This window comes from Bacillus sp. JJ1566, from assembly GCF_036962685.1.
Lineage (GTDB): Bacteria > Bacillota > Bacilli > Bacillales > Bacillaceae_L > Ferdinandcohnia.
The window spans coordinates 12,528-37,295 of record NZ_JBALOP010000054.1 but is presented as its reverse complement, the minus strand read 5'-3'; the positions used below and the strand labels follow the sequence as shown (position 1 = coordinate 37,295).

At 38.3% G+C, this 24,768-nt stretch carries 22 protein-coding genes; 4 read left to right on the top strand and 18 right to left on the bottom strand.

Annotation, left to right across the window (positions count from 1 at the left end):
* Positions 1 to 87: 87 nt before the first annotated feature.
* From V7112_RS19335 to V7112_RS19325, 3 genes are all read right to left on the bottom strand, one after another.
* The gene (locus tag V7112_RS19335) at positions 88 to 1,692 is read right to left on the bottom strand and encodes an ABC transporter substrate-binding protein (protein WP_335422911.1); all 1,605 of its coding nucleotides are present in this window, start codon (positions 1,690 to 1,692) and stop codon (positions 88 to 90) included.
* Between the two features lie 45 nt (positions 1,693 to 1,737).
* Positions 1,738 to 2,934 carry a M20 metallopeptidase family protein gene (locus tag V7112_RS19330; protein WP_335422910.1) on the bottom strand — a complete coding sequence of 399 codons (1,197 nt, stop codon included), beginning with the start codon at positions 2,932 to 2,934 and terminating at the stop codon, positions 1,738 to 1,740.
* Positions 2,935 to 3,112: 178 nt separating this feature from the next.
* Positions 3,113 to 4,678, bottom strand: coding sequence for an FAD-dependent oxidoreductase (locus tag V7112_RS19325; protein ID WP_335422908.1), 1,566 nt, complete (start codon positions 4,676 to 4,678; stop codon positions 3,113 to 3,115).
* 360 nt (positions 4,679 to 5,038) lie between these two features.
* Between V7112_RS19325 and V7112_RS19320 the strand changes: the two genes are divergently transcribed.
* Positions 5,039 to 5,692: a carboxymuconolactone decarboxylase family protein gene (locus V7112_RS19320; RefSeq protein WP_335422906.1), complete on the top strand. Its 654-nt coding sequence runs from the start codon at positions 5,039 to 5,041 to the stop codon at positions 5,690 to 5,692.
* 81 nt (positions 5,693 to 5,773) lie between these two features.
* Here the strand turns inward: V7112_RS19320 and V7112_RS19315 are convergent, their stop codons facing one another.
* From V7112_RS19315 to V7112_RS19280, 8 genes are all read right to left on the bottom strand, one after another.
* The gene (locus V7112_RS19315; protein ID WP_335422904.1) at positions 5,774 to 6,874 is read right to left on the bottom strand and encodes a hypothetical protein; all 1,101 of its coding nucleotides are present in this window, start codon (positions 6,872 to 6,874) and stop codon (positions 5,774 to 5,776) included.
* Positions 6,875 to 7,747 (bottom strand): ABC transporter ATP-binding protein, encoded by an 873-nt coding sequence (locus V7112_RS19310; protein ID WP_335422902.1) that lies wholly within the window; start codon positions 7,745 to 7,747, stop codon positions 6,875 to 6,877.
* Entirely contained in the window at positions 7,731 to 8,534 is an 804-nt protein-coding gene (locus tag V7112_RS19305) for a hypothetical protein (protein ID WP_335422899.1), read from the bottom strand. The genes V7112_RS19310 and V7112_RS19305 overlap by 17 nt, the downstream gene beginning before the upstream one ends.
* Complete coding sequence (locus tag V7112_RS19300) at positions 8,509 to 9,078, bottom strand: RNA polymerase sigma factor (RefSeq protein ID WP_335422897.1); 570 nt, start codon at positions 9,076 to 9,078, stop codon at positions 8,509 to 8,511. Before V7112_RS19300 ends, V7112_RS19305 begins: the two co-directional genes overlap by 26 nt.
* A gap of 157 nt (positions 9,079 to 9,235) precedes the next feature.
* Positions 9,236 to 9,547, bottom strand: a complete 312-nt coding sequence (locus tag V7112_RS19295; protein ID WP_335422895.1) for a hypothetical protein — start codon at positions 9,545 to 9,547, stop codon at positions 9,236 to 9,238.
* A gap of 129 nt (positions 9,548 to 9,676) precedes the next feature.
* Positions 9,677 to 10,744 (bottom strand): hypothetical protein, encoded by a 1,068-nt coding sequence (locus V7112_RS19290; protein ID WP_335422893.1) that lies wholly within the window; start codon positions 10,742 to 10,744, stop codon positions 9,677 to 9,679.
* Between the two features lie 86 nt (positions 10,745 to 10,830).
* The gene (locus tag V7112_RS19285) at positions 10,831 to 12,183 is read right to left on the bottom strand and encodes a HAMP domain-containing sensor histidine kinase (protein ID WP_335422891.1); all 1,353 of its coding nucleotides are present in this window, start codon (positions 12,181 to 12,183) and stop codon (positions 10,831 to 10,833) included.
* On the bottom strand, positions 12,180 to 12,854 hold the full coding sequence (locus V7112_RS19280) for a response regulator transcription factor (RefSeq protein WP_335422889.1): 675 nt from the start codon (positions 12,852 to 12,854) through the stop codon (positions 12,180 to 12,182). Before V7112_RS19280 ends, V7112_RS19285 begins: the two co-directional genes overlap by 4 nt.
* Before the next feature lie 270 nt (positions 12,855 to 13,124).
* Between V7112_RS19280 and aspA the strand changes: the two genes are divergently transcribed.
* The gene (aspA, locus tag V7112_RS19275; RefSeq protein WP_438823923.1) at positions 13,125 to 14,543 is read left to right on the top strand and encodes an aspartate ammonia-lyase; all 1,419 of its coding nucleotides are present in this window, start codon (positions 13,125 to 13,127) and stop codon (positions 14,541 to 14,543) included.
* Between the two features lie 169 nt (positions 14,544 to 14,712).
* Here aspA and V7112_RS19270 read toward each other — a convergent pair whose 3' ends face one another.
* From V7112_RS19270 to V7112_RS19240, 7 genes are all read right to left on the bottom strand, one after another.
* Positions 14,713 to 16,977, bottom strand: a complete 2,265-nt coding sequence (locus V7112_RS19270) for a glycoside hydrolase family 3 protein (RefSeq protein WP_335422885.1) — start codon at positions 16,975 to 16,977, stop codon at positions 14,713 to 14,715.
* A 422-nt stretch (positions 16,978 to 17,399) separates the two neighbouring features.
* Positions 17,400 to 18,185 (bottom strand): SDR family oxidoreductase, encoded by a 786-nt coding sequence (locus tag V7112_RS19265; protein WP_335422883.1) that lies wholly within the window; start codon positions 18,183 to 18,185, stop codon positions 17,400 to 17,402.
* 235 nt (positions 18,186 to 18,420) lie between these two features.
* A complete protein-coding gene (locus tag V7112_RS19260) occupies positions 18,421 to 19,344 on the bottom strand; it encodes a DMT family transporter (protein ID WP_335422881.1) in 924 nt (307 codons plus the stop codon).
* A gap of 105 nt (positions 19,345 to 19,449) precedes the next feature.
* Positions 19,450 to 20,052: a TetR/AcrR family transcriptional regulator gene (locus tag V7112_RS19255; RefSeq protein WP_335422879.1), complete on the bottom strand. Its 603-nt coding sequence runs from the start codon at positions 20,050 to 20,052 to the stop codon at positions 19,450 to 19,452.
* 20 nt (positions 20,053 to 20,072) lie between these two features.
* Positions 20,073 to 20,789, bottom strand: coding sequence for a GTP pyrophosphokinase (locus tag V7112_RS19250; RefSeq protein ID WP_335422877.1), 717 nt, complete (start codon positions 20,787 to 20,789; stop codon positions 20,073 to 20,075).
* A gap of 258 nt (positions 20,790 to 21,047) precedes the next feature.
* On the bottom strand, positions 21,048 to 21,170 hold the full coding sequence (locus V7112_RS19245; RefSeq protein ID WP_335422875.1) for a hypothetical protein: 123 nt from the start codon (positions 21,168 to 21,170) through the stop codon (positions 21,048 to 21,050).
* A 125-nt stretch (positions 21,171 to 21,295) separates the two neighbouring features.
* On the bottom strand, positions 21,296 to 22,597 hold the full coding sequence (locus V7112_RS19240) for an MFS transporter (RefSeq protein WP_335422873.1): 1,302 nt from the start codon (positions 22,595 to 22,597) through the stop codon (positions 21,296 to 21,298).
* Positions 22,598 to 22,726: 129 nt separating this feature from the next.
* On the opposite strand from V7112_RS19240, the gene V7112_RS19235 reads away from it, so the two are divergent.
* Together V7112_RS19235 and V7112_RS19230 are read left to right on the top strand one after the other, a co-directional pair.
* The gene (locus V7112_RS19235) at positions 22,727 to 23,968 is read left to right on the top strand and encodes a helix-turn-helix domain-containing protein (protein ID WP_335422871.1); all 1,242 of its coding nucleotides are present in this window, start codon (positions 22,727 to 22,729) and stop codon (positions 23,966 to 23,968) included.
* Complete coding sequence (locus tag V7112_RS19230) at positions 23,961 to 24,743, top strand: TatD family hydrolase (RefSeq protein ID WP_335422950.1); 783 nt, start codon at positions 23,961 to 23,963, stop codon at positions 24,741 to 24,743. The genes V7112_RS19235 and V7112_RS19230 overlap by 8 nt, the downstream gene beginning before the upstream one ends.
* Positions 24,744 to 24,768: the final 25 nt, after the last annotated feature.

Sequence of the window (24,768 nt, the reverse complement as noted above, 5' to 3'; positions counted from 1 at the left end):
TTTCCCTCCTCAAATTCGTTTAGAAAACTTAAAAAGGGAAGTCACGTCATAACATTCCCTGACACGACTTCCCACTTTGACTTTATGTTATTGATTCTTCCATGTATTCCAGAATCGTTGGCCAACCCAATTATCGTAGACTGGAATTTTTTCACTCTTGATATCTAATTTTGTTTCATTTGCAATTTTAATAAATGGAAGCTCATCATTTACAGTTTGGTTCATGTCAGCTAAAATCTCTTTTCTTTCCTCTGGAGATGCTGTTACACCCCATTGGTTGATTAGATTACCCCAACGCTCACTGTTGTACCAACCACTGCTGGCTGTATCCATTACTAGCATTCCTAATTCATTTGGTGAGAAACGTGTAGACCATCCAACAACGACTAAATCCCAGTTTGCAGGGTCTTGCCATTTTTCCAAATATGTTGCCCATTCATATGGTACTAACTCTACGATAAAACCTATTTCTTCCATTTGTTGTTTCATCATTTGTGAGATTCGCTTATACGTATCTGAATCATTTGAGAACATGATTTTAACTGGTTCTCCATTGTAATCAGACTCTTCTAGTAATTGCTTTGCTTTTTCTTTGTCATATGCTAAGTAGTCATCTGAACCTTTATCACTGTAAAGTTCTGTTTGTTCCGGATCAAATAATGCACCATCTAGCTGGTAAAAGTCTGCATTGCCATAGGTTGATTCTGCAATCGCTTTTTTATCTAGTACAAGATTTAATGCCTGTCGTACTTTCAAGTCATCAAATGGTGGTTCCGATTCATCCGGAGTCGTAACCGTATATCCATTAATATACGTTACCGGATCAATATTTGGAGCTGCTTCAACTACTTCATATAAATCAGTAGGAATAGATTGTGCATAATCATAAACTTCAGTTTTTAATCCATTTATCATGACCTGTGGGTCTTTTACAATTAAAAACTTAATTTCATCAAAATATGCGATCTTTTTGCCTGTTACTCCGCCCCAATCTTCTTCCTCACGTGCAGAGTAATCTTCAAAGCGAGTCAGAACAATTTCTTTTCCGCGCTCCCACTTTTCAAATTGGTAAGGTCCTGTTCCAATGTACTGTTCTGTTGTCAGTGGCTTTTCACCAGCTGCTTCTGCAATTTCTTTTGGAATAATCATTAGTGCTGATTTCGGTGCTGCCATATCAGACATTAAAGAGCTGTATACTTGGTTTAGTGTTACTTCTATCGTTAACTCATCTAATGCCTTAACAGATTCAATGTAGTTATAGGCATTCTTCCCGACAGAAGAAACTTTCCCCCAGCGTTCGAATGATGCGACAACATCTTCAGCAGCCACTGTTGATCCATCATGGAAGTTAACACCTTCGCGAATTTTGATGGTATATACCTTTTGATCTTCACTCACCTTATAGTCTTCTGCGACCATTGGTTTTACTTGGTAATCTTTATCGAGCGCAAATAAGTTTTCAAAAATATGCCAAGCAACATCTCTTGTTGGCGATGCACCTGTTGACATCCAGTCAAGAGTGTCCGGGTCAGAGGCATATGCAACATTCAATGTCCCACCTTTTACGGGTTCTGCAGTGGCTTTGTCATTACCACCAGTATTTTTATCACTTCCCGCATCGTCCTGATTACCACAGCCGAATAACAGTACCGTAAATAATAAAGCAATTAATAATTGAAAGCTTCTTTTCATCTGTCTATTTCCCTCTCCGTTTGTAGTTTAGTAGTTTGCTTGTTTTTAAAATAAGTAATGCGACACGATTTTAACAAAGGATTTAGAGATGTTAACCAATGCTTTCTCATCAAAATCAAATCTTGGATGATGATGCGGATAATGAGTAGCTTCATCTTCGTTCTGGGATCCGACATTAAAAAATGTCCCCGGTCTTTCCTTTAGATAATAAGCAAAATCCTCTGCCCCCATCGTTGGTGTTTTCTCCACAACATTCTGTTCAGAAAATACCTCTGCGAAAAGTTCCCTCGCTACATCTGTTTCTTCTTTATGATTATAAAGAGCAGGATATCCGCGTAAATAATCAATTTCATAGTTTGCATGATAAGCACTCGTAATTCCTTTTACAATGGAGTTGATTTCCGCCTCTACCTGATCACGAACATCCCCATCAAACGTACGGACCGTTCCTTCAATTTTCGCTGTATCAGGAATAACGTTAAACGCACTACCAGCATGAAAGACACCGATTGTAACAACAGCCGATTTAAGTGGATCAATGCTTCGGCTTACAATTTTTTGCAGTCCTTCCACGACACTGCTTCCAATTACAAGAGAATCGACAGTTTGATGCGGTCTTGCACCATGACCTCCACGGCCTTTGATGGTAATTTCGAATTTATCGACCGCAGCCATTTGGTATCCTTCCCCAACTGCTACTTTTCCTAGTGGGATATCAGAAGCAAGATGGGCACCAAACACATAATCTACCTCTTCTAGGATACCTTCCTCAATCATAAACTTCGCCCCACCAGGTGGTTTCTCCTCAGCTGGTTGGAAGACAAAAACAATCTTCCCTTTTATTTTTTCACGGTATTTACTAAGGGTCCGTGCAGTACCTAATAAAGCGGAGGTATGGCCATCATGTCCACAAGCATGCATCACACCAGGTTTCGTAGATTTATAGGTTACATCCTTCTCATCTTCAATGGGTAGGGCATCAAAATCAGCTCTAAGGGCAATGGTTTTCCCCGGTTCATTCCCTTTTAAGATAGCTACAATCCCATTTCCACCAATTTGTGTCTGTACCTCTAAGCCAAAACTCATCAACTTCTCCTCAATATATTTGGCAGTATGTACTTCTTCGAATGAAAGCTCAGGATGCTGATGCATATATCTTCTCCAGCTTTTCATATCTTCAAAACTATTATCTAACTCAGCAAAAATAGCTGATAAACTTTCATTTTTCAGTGTCTGACTCATACCCAACCCTCATTTCTATTCGAATCAAAAACTTCCACTTCATTTTAATCCCACAATTCCGAGATGTCAACTATGTTTTATCGGTTTACTTGTTTACTTAAGTAAAGTAAATAAAAAGCAGGGGGGGCATCCCTGCTCTTACTCAAAAATTTTATAAAAAATATCGGTTGGTGACATTTTAATAACCTGAATCCTCTGATGTGAGGTTATCGAGCATTGTATAATCGTATTGCTGTAATGGCTTTTCTGCTGGACCTTCTAGAACCTCACCCGTATAGGAGAATCTGGATCCGTGACATGGGCAGTCCCATGATTTTTCGCCGTTATTCCAATGGACTTCACAGCCTACATGGGTACAGGTTGTGTCGACAATATACACTTTTCCATTTTCATCTTTATAGGCGCCTTTTCGATGGCCATCAATGGAAATGACCGCACCTTCTCCATTCGGAATATCAGCCACATTTTTTTGCGGGATTTCCATTTTTCCTTGGATTAAGTGTTTAACGACCTTTGCATTGTTGACAAAGAAATTTTTCAACGTCGGATGTGGATTGAATCGAGCAGGCGAATACATATCCCGATAAGGATTATTCCTTTTCAGGATAATATCTCGGAAAAGTAATGCAGCTGCCGTACCGTTTGTCATGCCCCATTTACGAAATCCGGTTGCAACCAAAATATTTGGTTCTCCAGTCGTCAGCTCCCCGATATACGGCATTTTATCCAATGTTTGAAGGTCTTGAGCGGACCAACGGTAGTCAATATTCTCTAAATCAAAAACTTGTTCTCCAAAAGTGCCTAATGCTTTGTATTCTTCCAATGTTTCGTTTCGTTCACCCGTCTGATGACTCCCACCAACAACTAAAACGTATTCTTCGCCATTGTGTGTCATTGATCGTAGTGAACGGGTTGGTTTATCTGCACTTATGTACATTCCACCTGGGAAGCTTTCCTTCACTTTAGTAGCAATTATGTAAGATCGCGTTGCTTTCATTCTTGCAGAATATAAGCCCGTTCCCTCATAAAATGGAAAATGAGAACAAGCGAGGACGAAACCGCCGGTCACCCGTTTCCCTTCACGGGTTAAAACAGTAGGTTTTTCCCCGGTTTCAACATTCACTGCAACCGTATGTTCAAAAATGAGTCCACCTTTTTCTTTAATAATTTGAACAAGGTGGGATAAATATTTTACTGGATGGAACTGAGCTTGATTTTTCATGACCAGTGCGTTTTTAGTATCAATTTTAAAAGGTATTTTGTCTTCCAGTCCGCCCTCAATGCCTATTTTTTCATAGGCTTGGGCTTCGTTCTCAAGCTTTTGTTTGTATTCATCTGTTGTGGAGTAAATAATGGCATCTTGTTCCGTAAAATCACAATCGATCTGGTGCTCTTCTACCGTTTTTCGGACGAATTTTATGGCATCTGTGTTCGCTTCATAATAAAGCCTAGCTGTGCTTCTTCCGAAATTTGTTATGAATTCATCATAGATGAGCCCGTGCTGCGCAGTCAGCTTAGCTGTCGTATGTCCGGTAGTACCATTGAGTAATTGATCTGCCTCTAATACCGCAACCTTCAATCCCTCGTTCACTAAAACATAAGCAGAGGTTAGTCCAGTAATCCCCCCACCAACAATTACAACATCTACTTCAAGGTCTTCCTCGAGTGGAGGAAATTCTGGAATGTCAACATCGACCCTCCATAATGGCTCAGGTGTCTCAGGAAGCTTTTTCTCATTTGCCACAATAAACCCTCATTTCCTAATTAAGTAAGTTTGCCATTAGGTTTTCCAGTAATTTGGGTATCATACATGATCGAGTAACCAGCAAAAGTAAATAGGCGGAGATTTTCCGATTAAATGCATGATGGAGCCCATTTCGGAGTAAATAAGGGAAGGTTTTCCGGTTAAACAAAGGAAAATCTCCCATTTTCTAATTTTTTGAGACAATAGGCGGAATCTCTCCGGCTAATTATGCTTCTTTTATTAATAATTTATTTTTAAGCGAATTTTTTCCGTCTATCCGCCCAAACTCAACAAGTACAACACTTTGAATGTTTTTCAAATTTGATGTTAAAACTAACGTGAATGGAAGGGGGTTTTCATATGTCGACAAGCTTTTATCCAAAAGAAAATCTGAAACATTTTGCGAAAATTAAGGAGCTTGCTCCGGAACAGTTACAAGCCTATAATGCGTTTGGTAAGGCGGCTATGCAAGAAGGAACCTTATCCAGAAAGGAAAAGGAAATTATTGCGGTAGCAATTGCACACGTTACGGAATGTCCTTATTGTATAGATGCGCATACAAAAGGTGCGAAAAAAGCTGGTGCAACATTAGAAGAGTTAACCGAAGCCGTTTTTGTTGTGGCTGCGATCGAAGCTGGAGGCGCTGTAACCCATAGTACGCATGTACATAATGCAAAAAGTCAAGATGCTTCTGATACCCTTTATGCGCGTTCTAATTTAAAACACCTTGGTCACCTTGGAAAGTTTGCACCTGATGGTTTTAAGTCCTACGGAGCATTTAGTGCTGCAGCAACAAAAGAAGGGAAATTAAGTGCTAAGTTTAAAGAAATCATCGCTGTTGCAGTTGCAAACGCAACGCAATGTCCATACTGCATTGATGTTCACTCAAAAAATGCTGTTAAACTTGGAGCGACGAGTGAGGAGCTAGCAGAAGCAATCATTGTAACAGCTGCGCTTCGGGCTGGCGGTGCGTATGCCCATATTGCAAATCTCATTCAAAGCTACGAAGATTAGTATGGTTTAAGAATCCCAGCTAACGTTGGGGTCTCTTTTTTGCAATAAAAATCACCTGCCCCATAGGACAGGTGATCACATTCAAGACGTTACCTCTTTATTTTTTACAACCCGTGATGTTAGTAATGGTACAACGATTATAATGGCAATCATCACAACGACTGCGACAATTGAATATAGGACAGGAAGTCCAAAGAAATTGATTGTCTTATAGTCATCAAAGAACCGCTCAACTTTCATGAAATATAAAAAGGAAAATTTGAAAATATCCTCCACCCAATTTGGAAGTTGAAGTGATTCAACTAAGAAGTATGGTACTGCAAAAATAGCTCCATTGACAATCAGTGATACCAATGCGTTTTTACATACAGACGAAATAAGAACTATCATAACTGCAAAACTACATGCCCCCAGCAAATGGAATCCAAGCTGAAGAAAATGGTACTCTAGCATTGTAAAGCCATATGGTGAAAAATAGAATTTAAACATATACTGGATGGACGTATCCCAACCACCATTCCCGTACTGGAATAGATTCCACGCCAGGTTAAAGATTTCCCAACCTATCACGACCAGCACAGTATAAATTAAAGCAGCTCCAATTTTTGCACGGAGTAATGCTCTTCTTCCCTTTTTTGCGCTAAGAATATAGTTATCTACTCCACTGCTATATTCCTGTGTGTATATGGTAGATAGACCCACCAACAGCATGGCCCCAGTAATCAGAATCGAGAAGAAACTCGCATAATCAATGATTTCTTTTGGTGCTTTATTATAGGCGAAATAGGAAGTATCGATTTCCTTTAACATGGCTGTTTGAAGTTCGCTATTATATTTACTTTGACCCGCAAGCTCTTTGATTTTTTCCTGGGCATTCGTCTCTACCTGGTTACCCCATGCAATCGTTTCGTAAATACCCATCAATGTCCATTCTTCGTCAGTTAACCACTGCTCATTTTCCATCGTTTCTTCTTGTTTTTTCACCAATACTTCATTTTCCTTGGCAGCCAGCTCGAGTTTTTCCTCCGTAAGCGTCCCTTCCCACGGCTTATACAGTTCTTGCTCTTCATGAGCCCCCGGATAGTAGGTAAATCCCGTCGAGAACACAATCAATAGCAGGAACGCAATAAAGACCATTCTTTGTTTAAGAATTTTATATAATTCAAATTTCAACAGCTCCATTTACGCCACCTCCTCATCAAAGTAGTAGAGATATAAGTCCTCTAAGTTTGGATGTTCATGTGCGGCACTTAGATGAGGTTTGACATCACTTAAAATACGAAGCTGGACGGTGTCCCCGATTCGTGCGATATTGCCAACCTTGTAAATTGATTGTAATCTCGTAATTTCAGACTCATTTTTAACTGTCACCGACCACACCTTGTCTTCGATACCTTTTAATAATGCTTGTGGTGTCTGCTTTTGTATCAATTTTCCAGCTTTTAAAATCAATACCTCCTTCGCAATGAACTCTATATCTGAAACAATATGTGTGGATAACAGAACAATCCGATTTGTTGAGATTTGTGATAATAGATTTCGGAAGCGGATTCTCTCTTTTGGATCTAGGCCCGCTGTTGGTTCATCCACGATTAAAATCTTCGGGTCATTCAACAGTGCCTGTGCAATGCCAACACGACGCTTCATCCCACCTGAAAACTTCCCTACTTTTTTCTTCGCTTGATCACCTAGGCCCACCAATTCCAACGTTTCCGCAACCTTTACTTTTGCCTGCTCTTTCGTTAACCCTTTTAAAGTTGCAATATAGAGTAGAAATTTTTCAGCCGTAAAATTTTTATATAGTCCAACATGCTGCGGTAGATACCCGATGACATCTCGATATCGGTAATCCAGCATTGCAATATCCTGGCCATCTAGTAAAATCCTTCCCGAGCTCGGCTTCATCACACTTGCGAGAATCCGCATTAATGTTGTCTTTCCTGAACCATTTGCTCCTAAAATCCCGTAAACCCCAGTTGTAAATTCTAAATGAATGGAGTCCAAGGCCTTTTTATCATCAAAGACTTTCGATACATTCTCAATTGTTAAATTCATAAGAAATACCCCTTTTGTAAATATTCATCATTTTTACAACGATAAAAATCGCTGCAGCAACAGTTACCAAAATATAAGCCAATGCGGAGACGGTTTCGATTCTTTCAATGACATCTTGATGTGTAATGGCAATTGCAGCTGCAGTCCAAAGGACGAACCCACCAGTAAAAGTGTATGCCCTGCGAAACTTCGTGGCTACAACTAACATGATCGCTGCAATCACGGTTAAAGGTGTAGCCCAATAAAGAATTAACTTTCCAAGCATAACCTCAGGTAATAGACTCGCGAAGCTAATGGTGAAAAGAACATTTAATGCAACATTAAAAGCTCCTACGACGACCATTCTTGAAAAAATAATTTCTTGCAAACTAAATTTGAATGACAACTCTAATTCAGCCATTTCAGTATTCGTACTTTTAAACACCTCTATAAACCCGACAATCGTTGGCAGTGGTGCAACATACAACATGAGGAGATAGGGATCTATTTTATAGAAGGCGACCGATAACACACCTAGAAGTAAAAATAATAGATTTAATCCCCAAAACAATGATGAGAAATAAAAAACTTCCCTTGTTGAATGTCTTAGGACATTTGTTACACCGGCTACAAGTGATTCCCATTTGTTTTCTTTTACAGGCACATATGGTCTCATCGTATCAATGGTCATCATGATTTCAGATTCACTTGGAAACTCCACATCAAATTCATCGAGTGACATTCCTAATTCCTGTTCCAATTCAAAAATTTCTTCATCGAAATTATCGTTTTGTTTTTTGTTGTTCATATCCCTCACCTCTTTCTAAAGCTGCTGCGAGTTTTCCTAAGCCTTGTTTCAGCCTTGATTTAACAGTCGACACATTCGTCTCAGTGATACCTGCAATCTCCTTGATTTTCATGTCATGATAGTATTTCAGGATTACGGCTTCTCGTTGAATATCTGGTAGACTATTAATCGCCGCCTTCACCTGCTCCCTTGTTTCCTTACGCTCAAATATGTAGGTAATATTGCTATTTTCACTTTTAATCGTTTCCTGAAGCTCTGTATGCTTTGCAGTTTGCTTGTAATCGGCACTTCTCCAGTAATCGCGACAATGATTGACGGCGATTGTATAGAGCCAGCTTTTAAAACTACCTTTATTTGAATACGACTTAATTCGCTGCATCATTTTTATAAAAATTTCCTGTGTCAGATCATATGCCATTTCCTTGTTTCCCACTTTTCGATAAACAAATGCGTAGATGAGTTTATAATACTTCCTCGTTAAAACCTCCATCGCGGCCTGGCTACCTTTCAGAATTTCCTCAATTAGTTCCTGATCCTCGGGCATTTTTATCACCTCATTCATTAAGACGAAAAGATTTATAAAAGGATTTATATTTTCTAAATAAATTATCCATTTAGAAATGGAAGGTTGCAATGGGGAAGGTTCGATTCACGCAAAAAAGCACCCATCCAAATGGACAGGTGCTAGCGTTTATCTTAATCTATAAAAAATACTCCATCACAAAATACACAATTAAACAAAAGATGGATCCGGTTAAAAATGGACTAATCTTGAGTAATGCTTTTTCATGTCTTGGTTTGTAGCTTCCTAGAAATGTATTAAAAACAGCAACCTCTGAGCTTTTTGTAAAAACATCGCCCGAGGAGCCCATCAGGAATGCGACTAGGATAAAGAAACAAGAGCCGAAAAACATGGTAGTTAACATATTTGCATCTAAATACACAGAAATTCCAAACAGGATCGCTACCTCTACGGCAGTAATTAGAAGCGCAAATGTCATGTGTCGTACCATTGTTCATCCCCCCTTCCCCAAACTGCTGATACCATTACATACGAATGAGATTGAGAAAAGTTTCGGAGTACCTTGTATCATACTATTCAACTTCATTATCATTTAGTCCGGACATGAAAAAATAGGTTTTTATTCACCTATATTACAATATTTACATTGGCCACGACGTCGATAATAGTAGGAAATAGTTGCAAGTCCTAGAGCTACTCCCCAAGGTATCCATGTCAGCATCGGTCCTATTGTCCCTCCAAGTTCACTTAATACAATCCCCTCGGCTGGAACGAACTGTAACGTTAGCGCGAAAAAGCCAATGGTAAAAATAAAACCAGCTGATGTCAAAGCAATTGCCATTATTGAAGCCGGAATAACAGCCATTAGAACCGGTACTCTCTTGCCCCCAATGAACGGAACCCAACTTGGCAAAACTTCTCCCCACTTCTGAATTAATCCAATTGTTAAAAGTCCCCCTCCAATACATAACCCTCCAAAGACCCATTCAGTTAAGGTTGCTGCTGGATTCACTTTTACACTTTCTTCTAAGAATTGATCCCCGACACCAAGAGGGATCCCTAATGCCCAGGCAAACCTTGTTACAGCATATGGCAATGGAGCAAGGGCAGCTATAACTGTAATCCAACTTGCCCACTTAATTAAAACAAACGGCGGTCCATTTTCTTTTCTACCACAATGCCTGCAAGCGTTTCGTATTTTTCGTTGAAAGGAAACAGCTGAAAAAATCCACAATAATGCACCAAACATGCAAATAATTTGATTTACCATTTGCCAAGTGAATAAAAATTTGAACAAAAATGCATAAGCAATCGTAGCAATAAATCGAAAGTCTGTAATAAGAAGGAGTAAGAAAACAGCAAATGCCCAAGAAAAAATGACAATAAACCAGTGAGGGACCATTTTCCCCCATGGGCGATTCATAGCTAAACTAATAAATAATCCTAGAAAACAAAGAACACAAAAGACTAAACTGCCCGCTTGAACTGGCAGATACGTAATTAATGCTGAAAAGACTCCCGTTCCTGGTTCCTGATAAAAAGGATAACCTTCCCCTCCCAGTAACCAGTAAAAATGGATCAATCCATAAAGTAATGACCACAAAGATGCTGCGTAACCAATCCAGGAATACCATTTTATCAAGCGTTTCCCCCGATTATCCTCTAACTTTTGAGTAACAAGCTCCATTTGAACACTATCCTTTCTATTTGTCACTTATAAAAAGGATAAACTGCAATGGTAGTAAATAAGATGACCCCAAGTTTAAAATTTGTTTAAGTTTGCAAACCCAAATAAACACTGGTTCCCTCTGAAGAAGTAGAAATATGCCACTCTACTTTCATTTCCTTAAGCATTAAGGTTACGATAGATAGTCCAATTCCAGCGCCTTTATCTTCAGATTCCTGGTCTAATCCTGGCCCCTTGTCCTTAATAACAATGAATGTTGTCCCATACTGTTCCACGATTTGAATTCCAATATAACGCCCTGAACGAGCATGTCGTGTGACATTTTGAAATAAGTTATCCAAAATACTTTTAAACCAAATCGGATCAACCTTCCATATCAGCGATTTTTCCGGTAAATCAATATCTATTTCAAAGCTAAGCCGTTCGAATATAGGATACCATTCCGCTATACCTTTCCTAATTTCATCCAATATATCGGTATCACGCATATCAATTGGAAGTTTACCAACTGAAAGCAGATTATAGGAAAGTAGGTTGTTGATCATCTTGTCCATATCATCTAGTTTATTTTCAACAATTTGAAGTGATTCCATTTCCGCAGATGATTCTCGATGCTTCTTTACAGAATATACATGCTGCCTGATGACTGTTAAAGGTGTTCGTAAGTCATGAGATATATTAGCAATCAGCTGTTTTCTAAAACTCTCCTCCTCTTTCTCCCTCTCCCGGCTACGCTTCAATTGACTTATCATCTCATTAAACGCACCTTCCAGCCTTCCAATCTCATCCACTTTTCTAATCACAACTTCATCAGGAATACCTTCGTTTCCCGTCATCGCCAATTGAAGCTTAACAAGCCGTTTTCGTATTTTAAAGAAGAAAAACCAAGAGATTAATAGAAAAGCTCCACTAATGGAGATAAAAAATATCAGGAATGGAAAGTCTTCGTATAAAGAAATACTGGCAAGATTTGTGTCTGTAATCGGAACTTGAAAAACCATGACACCTTGCCTAGGATCGTTTCCTATTAATGCTGTAATGGTGTATATTTTTTGAGGGTTATTGCTCTGTAAAAAAGTATTTACATGAAATTTGCTTTCTTCCATAAATACTAAGGAATCGATAAATGTCCATTTTTCTGGAATCATTTCATTCCGATTTCCGATGAATCTGGACTTGCCGCTTCCATTTATCCAGAAAACTTCAGCCTTTGGATATTTATTTTTAATAGACTTAAGACGGAGATTAATTACCTCCTCTTCCTGTCCATCTAGATCAACTGCCTCTCGTTTCCATATCTCCTCAATTTCCTCTGGATTGTACAATTCTTCATTGAACAGAAGCGGAGAATAATAAATGGCTGGAATAAGAGGAAAAAGAACGAAAGCTAATAAAATAAGAAACAAATATCTCGTCATTAATGATTGAATGATATTCATGATCTCATCCTATATCCAATCCCACGGATTGTTTCAATGATTTGAGGATTGCTCGTGTCCAACTCTATTTTTTCACGCAAATGGCGGATGTGGACCATTAATGTTTTATCCCCTTCAATATATGGATCTCCCCAAACCGCTTCGTAGATTTGTTTTTTCGTCAATATTTGATTCAAATGGTCTACTAAATACATAAAAATATGAAACTGTTTCCCTGTCAAAATGATTTCTGCTTTCGTATTTGTATTCAAAATACGGTTAGCCTGCTTATCAATACGTAAATGCAATACCTGAATAATTTCCGGTGAGAAAACTCCTAGTCTCCTTACTAATACTTGAATACGTGCCACTAACTCATCAGGATGGTACGGCTTTGTCATGTAATCATCCGCAAACGTGAGTTCTTGTAACTTATCTTCCATTGCAGTTCTTGCCGATAGCATCAAAACAGGCGTATTCGGATACTTCTGCTTCAGACGTTGACCGACTGTATATCCATCTAAACCCTGCAGCATAATATCCAAAATAACGAGATCCACCCGCTCCATATGGTTCATTGCCTCATGACCAGATGTAATCCAAATGACTTCATATCCACATTCTGTTAAAAAATTACTTACCCAAGAGCCAATTTCTTGATCATCTTCTATATGCAAAATCGTTAACTTCATAAACTAGTTCCCTCCCCTCATTCATAAAACAGGAAAATTAACCTAATTTTACCATGCAACCCTTCATATTTATCTAATTATTTTAAATAAACCAATATTTATAAACTGATTTTATCAACTGACTTTCCGCCCTATTACTAAAAATTTAATATTATGAAAGCGGTTTATTTTATAAAAACAAATGATATAATGGGTGGGTAAAATGGATTCATCTTGTAAGATAAAGAACGATAGCTTACTAGAATGTATTTGGATAAGGGAGAGACAGTCATGGGTCAATTTCGGATTGAAAAAGATTTTCTCGGAGAAAAAGAGGTACCGGTTGATGCCTATTATGGCGTTCAAACCATACGTGCAGTTGAAAATTTCCCACTAACCGGTTACCGGATTCATGAGGAATTAATTATCGCATTAGCAATGGTTAAGAAAGCTGCGGCATTGGCAAACATGGATGTGAAGCATTTATATGAGGGGCTTGGTAATCCAATTGTACAAGCAGCGGACGAAATTATTAATGGGAAAATGCATGACCAATTTATCGTGGATCCAATCCAGGGTGGTGCAGGGACATCGATTAATATGAATGCAAATGAAGTCATTGCTAATCGTGCACTTGAAATACTTGGACATGAAAAAGGAAAATATTACGAATTAAGTCCAAACAGCCATGTAAATATGTCTCAATCTACAAATGATGCTTTTCCAACAGCACTTCATATTGCCACACTCAATTTAGTTGAGAAATTGGTTCAAACAATGGAACATATGAAAGATGTTTTTCAGCAAAAAGCAACGCAATTTGACCATATTATAAAAATGGGTAGAACTCATCTTCAGGACGCAGTACCAATTCGACTTGGACAAGAGTTTGCTGCATATGCTCGAGCTGTTGAACGTGATATAAAGCGTATTCAACAATCCCGTCAGCATTTGTATGAGGTGAATATGGGGGCAACTGCCGTTGGAACTGGGCTAAACGCTTCACCACGTTATATTGAAAATGTCGTCAAACATTTAGCAGAAATTAGTGGGCTTCCTTTAGTAGGTGCGGAACATCTAGTCGATGCAACTCAAAATATCGATGCATATGCGGAAGTTTCCGCTGCATTAAAAATAAGTATGATGAATATGTCTAAAATCGCAAATGACTTACGGTTAATGGCATCTGGCCCCCGTGCTGGACTCGGAGAAATCATCCTACCAGCTAGACAACCGGGCTCCTCCATCATGCCAGGAAAAGTAAACCCTGTTATGCCTGAAATGATTAACCAAGTAGCATTTCAAGTGATTGGAAATGATCATACCATCTGCTTAGCTACAGAAGCCGGTCAATTAGAGTTAAATGTCATGGAACCGGTATTAGCATTTAATTTACTACAATCACTTAGCATTATGAAAAATGCCTTTCATGTATTTACTGAATACTGTCTAACAGGAATCAAAGCAAATGAGGACCGTATGAAGGAATATGTAGAAAAAAGCGTTGGTATTATTACGGCTGTCAATCCACACATCGGCTATGAAGTCGCAGCACGCATTGCAAGAGAAGCGATTGTAAATGGTAAACAAGTACGTGAACTTTGCTTACAATACGATGTGTTAACCGTAGAGGAATTAGATCTTATATTGAACCCTTACGAAATGACAGAACCAGGGATATCTGGTTCATCATTGTTGGAAAGAGATTAAAAAAGGACTGTCTCCTTTAGGGCACTGATAGCTGTTATAAGTAAAAAAGGTATCATATCTCACATATTTGGAGAAAATGATACCTTTTTTAATTTTGAGTTAACTCTATTCAGGTGAAGAGGAAAACTACCTGGGCTCCCAGGACAAATCCCCTTCATCTTTTCATTTTTTACTTCCCAGCATGGTCTGGTTTCCCAGTTTCATCTGCATGTGCCGGTTTTCCTGTTTCTTTTGAATGGTCCGGTGCTTTTCCTTGATTGTAGGAAAGTCCAAATCCAAACCAGTACTCATGTCCAGCTTTGTTTTTATACACATATGATGGGTCTTCTTCATATCCAGGAATGTCCCCATTTTCATTCGCTACTGCCTCTTCGTCAGCAGGAATTGTGAATGGAAGCTTTCCTGTTGGATTAAATTTACCACGAATCACATCAACCAATGCTTCTGCCTTTACTCCAAATGTACTAATAACTGCTGCAGCATTAGGTTCAATTTCATCAATTAACCAAGGGTTCGTCATGTTTATTGCTGTAATTGTAGGAACTGTTTTTTGAATGTCTACGATGCGATTTACATCTGCAATTCCTGTTTCAGGTCCTAATTTAATAGAAGGATTTGCTGTTGTAGTGTTTGGATGCACCCAAACCAATGCGTGTGTTGCATCCTCCAGATTATTGACAACCTGAATCGATTTATCATAGTTTGCAATCGTTTCTCTTAAAGCTTCTGAACTGCCTTCTGCATTATTTCTTGTGAACACTTCCACATAAAGCTTAACCTTCTTGATTTGGCCATTATTTATTGGAAGAAGTTTTTCATCATTTCGTAATAGTACGACTGACTTACGATGTGCTTCATCTGCAAGCTTTTGAGATTCAGGGTTAGATGCAACTTCAACTGCATTCTCAGGATCCACATATGGATCTTCAAATAGACCTAACTGCATCATCTCTTTTAGTAGAAACTCGACTGAATCATCCACATAAGTGATTAATTCTGGCTCATTCGCAATTGCCTGAATGATATATTGAGGATCCGCTTCACCAGAGAAAATATTTACTCCTGCTTTTAATGCATAAGCGACTCTTTCAGCACGTGATAATTCTTCAACACCCCAAGGCATTCCTGTTGTAATACCTGTATCTGTATTCACATAGCCTTTGAAACCAAGTTGGTCACGTAATAGATCACCAATAATCGCTTTATTGTATGCAAAACCAACTTCTTCAAATGGCTCACCAGTGCCTAGCTGATCCGGTGCACTATGTTCATTACTTGGGTACGCATAGTAAGGCATGATAGATGTCGTGCCTGCTTCAATAGCAGCTTTGAACGGAGGGATATGATACTTAAGTAAACTTCCCTCTGTTGGATATGGATTAAAATTCCCGTCTAAGTAATGTGGATCTTTCCCGTCATCACGTGCACCGCCACCTGGGAAATGCTTCGTCGTTAAAGAAACACTACTTGAGCTTAATTGATCTCCTTGGAAGCCTTTAACAATCGCATAAATCATATCGGCCGCAAGCTCAGGGTGTTCACCAAATGTTCCATTTGTTCTACCCCAGATTGGGTCTGTAATGATATCCGCCATATACATATAACCCTTCTGGATTCCTGAAGCTCTCCACTCTTTTGCAGCAATTTGACCGAATTGCTTAACCAACTCAGCGTCTCTTGTAGCTGCTAAACCAAGTTCACCCGGCCATACAGAAAATACTCCACTTGCTTCTGCAAACCCAAATGCCAAGTTATTGTTTATATGGTTACGTGGATTAGACGTCATCACAACCGGAATTCCTAATCTTGAGCTTTCAGCTACTTCCTGTAGTTCATTCGTCCATTCTGCTAATACATTAGCCTTTGGATTATCGCGAATGATGAAATAGCGCAGGTTTCGTTCAAGAATTCCTTTTGTCGCTCCAGACGCATCTAATACTGGTTCATCGAAATAATAATTCGGGTCACCAGGCTGTGCCCACATATTTGTTTCACTCCATGTATCTGTTTCACAAAGGAGGGTACCTTCTTCAGCAGGGCATTTAACCGGCCCAAAGCCACCGCCTTGCATAAACTGAGAGGAAATTAGCATTAACCCTGCTTTTTCTTCTAGCGTCATTTGACCTAGTAAATCTTCTACTCTATCTTCTACTGGTAGTCTCCAGTCTTCATATGTATCTAGTTGCCCATTTGAATTTAAATCCTTAAATTCTTTGCCATCTACTGTTAAAACTTCTTTTGCTCTCGCTTCTACTTCCTTAAGGATTTCATCCTTCTTTACAGTTTCATCCCCTTTCGCACTCACCTGTGGAATGACAAGTGGAATGAAAAATAATGCAGCTAGTAATACAATCGTGATCTTTCTCCATTTGGACGATTTCGCCATCATACTCTCCCTTTCTCTTTCTAAATGATCATTAATCGTATTCGACAACTATCCCCCTTTTTTTAATTAATGTAACCCCTTTCAAATTAAAGTATAGAAGTAGATTGCAAACAAAATATATTAGTATACTTTAATGGGAATAGCATAGCATCGCAGAAGAATATAGTAAATCCAACTTTCTAATTATTTGTATAATTCATACTTATCGACCAATTCGACAAAATTCAAGCAAAACCATCCCTCTATTTGAACTATGACTTTTGTCATGGTGATATGAATCCTGTACGAACTGGATTTGCGGCGATATTTAGTTTTTTGCGTCGTTGCGAAACAGATTTGCGTCGTTATTCGGTTTTTTGCATCGTCCGAAACGGATTTGCGTCAATTTTTCATTTTTTGCGTCTTACCAACCATATGTAAAAAAATAAAAAAGCCTGTTCCCCTTTTTATTGGGAAACAGGCTTCATTTTTTAGATTGCTTTCACCATACCGCCGTCAACCAGATAGGCTTGCCCAGTCATATAGCTATTCGCATCCGACACTAAAAATGTAACGAAATTTGCAAATTCTTCAGGTGTGCCATAGCGTTTTAACGGAATTGTTTCTTTGAACATTTCTTCAACTTCTTCTATCGGCTTCCCAAGTTTTTCTGCATTGACACTATCCAAATGAGTCACACGGTCTGTTGCAATTCGTCCAGGTGCAACTGTATTAATAAGGATATTATGCGGTGCTAATTCTTCGGCTAATGTTTTTGCTAAACCGACAATCCCTAGGCGAAAAGTATTAGAAAGAATTAACCCTGGAAGAGGCATTTTAATGGAGGAAGATGCAATATTGATGATTTTTCCACCATTTTTTTTCATATGCGGTAGTGCTCCTCGTATCATTCGAATATAGCTTAATAGATTTAATTCAAACGCTCCCTGCCAAGCCTCATCATCTAACTGATCAAAAGTTCCCGCTGGGGGACCTCCTGCGTTGTTGACAAGAATATCAATTGTTCCGAACGTTTCAACTGTATGGTTTATTAGAGCCTCGATATCTTCTTTATTAGTAATATCTGTTTGAAGGTATGAGACTCTACCTTTGTTGAATGCGGAAAGTTCAGCTTGTACTTCTTTTAATTTTTCTTCACTGCGGCTTGCAAGCATGACATTCGCGCCTTCTTTTACTAGCTGTGTTGCGATTGCCTTTCCGAGTCCCTGACTAGATGCCACTACCACTGCTGTTTTTCCATCTAACTTTAAATCCATATGTATGCCACTCCTTTAAATTTGGTCTATTCTTCTTCAATTTTATCTTACTTTTTTCGTTCTGTATCGGGTAATTGTGCCCTAACTTACATTATTTGTACCCCTACTTCAAATATTTGTTCCCTATCTTTCAACGGTTGCGCCCTAACTTCGATTATTTCTGACCTATCTTAAAATAATAGTGCCCTAAGCAAAAAAAGGCCAGCCCTATTTAGACAGGCTGACCCACACTTATTTATTTTGAAACTGACACCCCCACTTGCTTATCGATCCGTGGTTTTCGTTCAAATAATTCTGTTCCTAATAATACACCCATTACAATCAAAATAAAGCCAACTAACTGAATCAATTTAAATGGTTCATTTAAAAACAACACCGACCCTATTAATGAAAAGAATGGCGAGAGATTAAGGAAAATGGCAGTCTCACCTGCACCAAGCTGTGAAATGGCAAAGTTATAACACAGGTTTCCGATTCCAGTTGAGATAATGGCTGATGCAATAAAAATGATCCACACATAAGAAGGAGCATCTCCGATTTGATTGATAGATTGACTTTCTAAGGCGAAGCTTAACATGACTAAAAATCCCGCCCCCATTAATAATGCGTAGCAGGTAATTGTTTTTGGGTTCAATGTATAGGAAGCTTTTCGGATAAAAATGAAGCTTAGCCCCTGCGCAATGACTGATAAAAACACATATAAATCCCCGCTTGAAAGCTTCGTAAAAGAGCCACCACCGAGGACCAAAATAAAGTAAATACCAATTATTCCAAGTAACACACCGCACACTTTTAAAATAGTCATTTTAGCTTTTAGGAATAGCACCGCTAAAATATTGGTAACAAGTGGTATTAAGGCTAGTATGGATGCGCCATTAGTGGCACTTGTGCTGACTAAGCCGATGGATAATAGGGCTTGGTGGCCAAATATCCCGGTTAAAGCACTAAGTGCGACATACCCGAACTCATGTAGGTTCATTTTTTGAAGGTCTTTTTTTATATACAAAAAGACAAAAATCACGAGGCCTGCTGCAAGAATTCGTAGGCCGGTAATGGTAAACGGAGGAAAATTTTCGACCAATATTTTGATCGCGACAATATTTAGCCCCCACGCCATCATCACAAATAACAAAAGCCCATATAAGTAATGTTTTTGCACATACACCCATCCAATCTGAAGTCCATATTAATGCATTCTATTATACTTCATTTTTATTAAAAAAAAGCTCGAAAAATAAAAAGCCCGGCGGATCACAAGTGACCCCTACCGGACGAATCCTTTTTTCAATAAATTCATTTCCGTCATAAAATTTTTCAATGCCGTATTACGAGGCAAATCATGAGCAAATGCGTGGATTAGATTGCGTAACATAACAGATGTCATGATTTGTAAGGCATGAAATAATTCCACCTCGTCTGAGACATTTAAATTGCTTATGTTCATTTGCGAGCATAGCACCTTAAAATTTTCGTTTATTTCATGTTCACTCGTCATTTTATCAAATGTACGTTCAATTTTATGGGTCATATTAAGCAATGCATTTTTTAAAAATGTCAGGTTTTCACCTTCATCTATGAACAACTCAAAAAAGTCGAGAAATGTTTTAAATATATCACCCTCGTACTTGTCGAGCATGGCAAGAAATGCTGTCTTCTTTTCCTTTGCAAACTCACCTAATAAAAAGAAAAAGGCATCCTCCTTGTCCTCAAAATATTGATAAAAGCTACCACGTGGGATTCCAGCAGATTTGATAATATTTGAAATCGAAGCTTCGGACAAGGGGACGCTGGAAAATTCCTTTTTGGCCGCTTCAATTAATGTTTGTTTTTTATCCTCAGGTAAATTAAAAAAAGTAAGTTTAGGCATTTCCACCCCTACCTATTCCGCTATTTGACCAACGATAGAAAGTCGTATGGAAGAAGGATTTGCTCATCATTTTTGTAGAGCTCTTCTGCTTTTGCTGACTCTTTTAGTTTGTTCATTTCTTGTTGAAGTTTTTCCATCTTTTTATCTAATTGAGATGCCGTTACGGCGGCTTCTTTTAATTCATCCTTCATATACTGAGGGATTTCTTTATTGTATTTATAGTAAATTTTGTGCTCCAAGCTTGCCCAGAAATCCATTGCGATGGTTCGGATTTGAATTTCAACGAAAACATGATTCTCACGGTCGGACATAAAGATGGGGATTTGCACAATTAAATGCAAGCTTTGATAACCATTTGGCTTTGGATTTTCAATATAATCCTTACATTCAATTACGGTAACATCCTTTTGTTGTTGCAGCATTTTACTGATTTTATAAATATCCGAAATGTATGAGCAAGTGATACGAATCCCCGCAATATCACGGATGTTTTCTTTAATGGACTCAATCGAATAGTCATATCCTTTACGGTGGACTTTATTTAGGATACTTTCCGGTGATTTTAGTCGAGATGAAACGTGTTCGATTGGGTTGTAATCATGTATATACTTAAATTCCTGCTTTAAAATGTTGATTTTCGTCATCATTTCTTCAAGTGCAAACTTATACGACATCATAAATCGTAGTAACTCCACCTTCACATCTTTTAGCTGATCAATTCTAATACCTACAGACATCATTCGTCTCCTTACTTCTAGTGTGAAACAAATACGCCTTGGCATATTTGCCGCCCAGATTTTTTAGGCCCACACGATGTGGGTCACAAAGACGTTGCCACAGGAAGTGGCGTTCTTAGTCTTTGAGCTTTTGCTCGAAAAATTTCCATTGAAAATCTGTGGCATCCGCCGGAGGCTTAACTTTATTCAGTTGGGGTTATACCACCAACGAGTTGGAAACTTATTTAACTATATTCTTAACTGATTAAAATAGTTTTGCTACCTGAATAAAGTTGCAGGTTTCTTGATGATTGAAGCCTTGACACCAAGCTTTTGTAGTTTTTCCACAAGCTTTCGTAGTTTCAGTTTGTTTAGTTCATTTTTCGAATCAACTTTTAACATGACGTTGTGTCACCTCACTATTTAAATCTTAAATGACACAGTGTCACAAGTCAATTTAAAATGACACATTGTCATATTTTGTTCACAACAAAAGCCTTTCCCATCATTGAGAAAGGCCCATAGCGTTATATAGCCGTACTTGTTTTTTCCACGACTGTTTTTTTCTCGATTAATTCCGGATGTGCTTTTCGCATGACGCTTGGTCTTGCTAGGACGAGAGTTACTCCTATTAATGCAATAGCTGAAACAATAAGGATATATTGACCTGGTAGGACATCATATAAAAATCCGAATATGATCATCCCAAGTGGCATTAGAGCAACAGCCATTGATTCCAAAATCGAGAATACACGCCCTTTGAAGTCATCATCAATCATTTTTTGCATCATCACTTGAATAGGTGTGTTAACAACAATGATTGTAGCACCAAATGTGAACATGGCTACAAAGTAGAATGCAAACACTGACCAATAAGACAACGAGATCATTAATGGAACAGACATCGCTCCCATGATTACACCTAAACCAATAATTCCGCGCTTAGATACAAGGAATGGGAACTTCACTTCTTTTCGAATCGAGAAGTAAATCGAGAATAGTAGCATTCCTACAGCAAATGCGCCTTGTGTGAAGCCAAAATGCTGTGAAGCCATTTTTAATTTTTCAATTAAAATAAATGAATAACCAACTTCAAATGCTCCAAATAAAAAGTTAATTATTAACGAAATCCAAATCATGATCATAAGAACCTGCTTTGTTTTTAAATAGCTGATTCCTTCCTTAATGCTTTGCCACATCGTTTCTTTCGATTCTTGTTCTTCTGTAGCCTTACGTTTTGAGAACAGATTGAAGTTCATTGTTGATTCTAGAATAACAGCAATTACAGAAGCTACGATATACATTCCTAAAAAGATTTCCATCGATACAGTCCCATATAAAAGTCCTCCAACTGCAGGACTACCGATAGCTGCAAATGACATCGAGATTTGATTAAGTGACGTTGCACGTTGAATACGGTCTTCATCAACCAAGCCGGTAACTGATGACGTAAATGTTACACCTGTAAATGAAGTTGAGATGGATAATACTACCGTTGTTGTGTAAATTGCTATTAGTGATAAACCGTACGTCATGCTCACTACAAATAGCCCGACAATCGCTAACGTCGTCACGAGTTGCGAGATGATGACGATTTTTTTCCGAGAATATTTGTCAGCCGCATATCCAGCAAGCGGTGCGACAAGGGCTCTCGGCAATAGATTACAAATCAGATTTGTAGCGAAGCTTGTCGCCGATCCTGTTAGTTGCAGTATATAAAAGCTGATTGCAAATGCGTATACTTGTGCGCCAAATGAGGAAATGATTTTACTGATTGTGAATGTAAATAAATGATACGTTGCTCTTTTAAGCTTTTGTTGTTCATTCATGCTAATTCCTCCAATAACGGAAAAGTTTAATTTGATTAAACAAATCATATCATCATTATACTTTCTTTTCAACAAAAAGTTTAATATAATTAAACAAAATACTAAAAATAGGGAGAGTGCCTATTTCTCATGCTTGGTGAACGCATCCGAAAATTACGCAAACAAAAGAAATTAACGCTAGAAGAGCTTGCAGGTACAAAACTAACAAAGGGCATGCTGAGCCTTATCGAAAATAATAAAGCTAATCCATCGATGGAGAGCTTAACCTATATTGCAGAAAGACTTGAGATTGAGCTGTCACAGCTTTTAAATGAAGTAAATTATGATGAATTACAGGACGTATTGGATCAAGCGGAAAAAATATTCGTTGTTAGTGCGGAAGAAGTTCCTGATAAATATAAACAGCTTATTTCATTAATTGAGTCTTATGTTCCTCAATTAAATCAGGGATATGTGGCTGCCAGGCTGTTAGAATTATACGGATACAGTCTTTATTGGGAAAAACAAGGTGATTGGGCACAACAACTTGAGCAGGCCGCAAACCTATACGACCAAATGAATGTCACAACCAAAAGGACGAGCATCGCCGTCTTTCGAGGACTTGTTCATTTTTTGGACTATCATTATGAGGAAGCTCTTGCTACAATCCTCCACGAACGTAAGGAAATTGAGAAAAATCATGTTTTTCTCGATCCCGTTTCACGTTTAGACCTTGATTATCAAGAAGCGATTTTATATTTTGCAGTAGGAGATAGTAAATCCGCTAAGCGTGTTATGGATGAAGCGATTTCCTTTTCACAAAAAAATAAAATTTTTTATTTAATTGATGATTTATACAGGCTTGCTGCTGCTTATACAATGATGGCTAATGATCAGGAATTACATGAACACTATTTAAGTAAATTAAAACAGTACGCTGCGTTTTCTGATGATAAAATGTCTAAGATTACGTCACAGCTTTTCTATATTGAATCGCTTAATTCTGTGAAGCATGAATACGGTGCAGCTCTTGAAATCATAGATCAGTTTTTAGCTAATCCAGAATTTCATCAACAACAATTTAAGGAATGGTTTTATTTGGAAAAAGGAAAAGCATTACGTGGACTTGGACAATATCAGGAAGCAATCGATTATTTAGAACAAGTTGAGGTCCCTGATTATCACCGTCATCCCTTTGATTTGTCACAATTTTATTTGAAAGACACGCATATAGCCCTTTGCCTAGTTGAGCTTGGAAAAATAGACGAGGCATTGTTGGCAGCGAAAAAAGCAGTTGATATGTTTGACCATCTACCTGACTCGCCTTATAAGGAATTTAGCCATGAGACCTATCAAAAGATTAGGGCTTTAAACGGTGAAAACCATGCTTGACGCCCATATTCATCTTGAGCAATATGATGATAAAAAGCTTCCGGCACAAATCGAAATATGGCAGGAAGCAGGAGTTAAGGGTGTTATTGCAGTTTCTAATGATCTCCCCTCCTCCTACCGGACACTAGGACTTCAAGAAAAATTTCCTAACTTTGTCCATGCTGCTGTTGGATTTCATCCTGAACAACCGCTACCAATTGAAAAGGACTTTTTAGAATGGGAACAATTAGTACAGGTTGAAAGAGAAAAGATTGTGGCGATTGGTGAAATTGGTCTACCTCATTACAATCTTGAAAAGCTTCCATTTACATTGGAACACTATTGTGATTTTTTAACTCGTTGCTTTGAAGTAGCTAAAAAACAACTATTGCCTGTTGCGCTGCATGCCATCCATGATAAAGCAAAAATAGTTTTTGACCTGATGCAGAAAAAACAAATGACTGCTGCACATTTCCATTGGCTAAAGGCTCCTCTGGATGTAGTTAATAATATTATTGGGGCCGGCTATTATATTTCAGTTACACCTGAAGTTTGCTACCGAATCCGGGATCAAAAGCTAGTGAAACAAGTACCACTTTCCCAGCTTTTAATCGAAACCGATGGTCCGTGGCCATTTGAGGAAGAATTTAAAAATCAACCAACTACTCCATTATTTTTACACAGTATATTGAGTCACCTTTCCACTTTGCGTGGAATAGATGAGCAAGAGTTAAAAAAACAACTTGTGTTAAATACCCAACGTTGCTATAAGGAAATAAAAAGTACTTTAACATAACCCTTAATTTTTGATATTATACTAA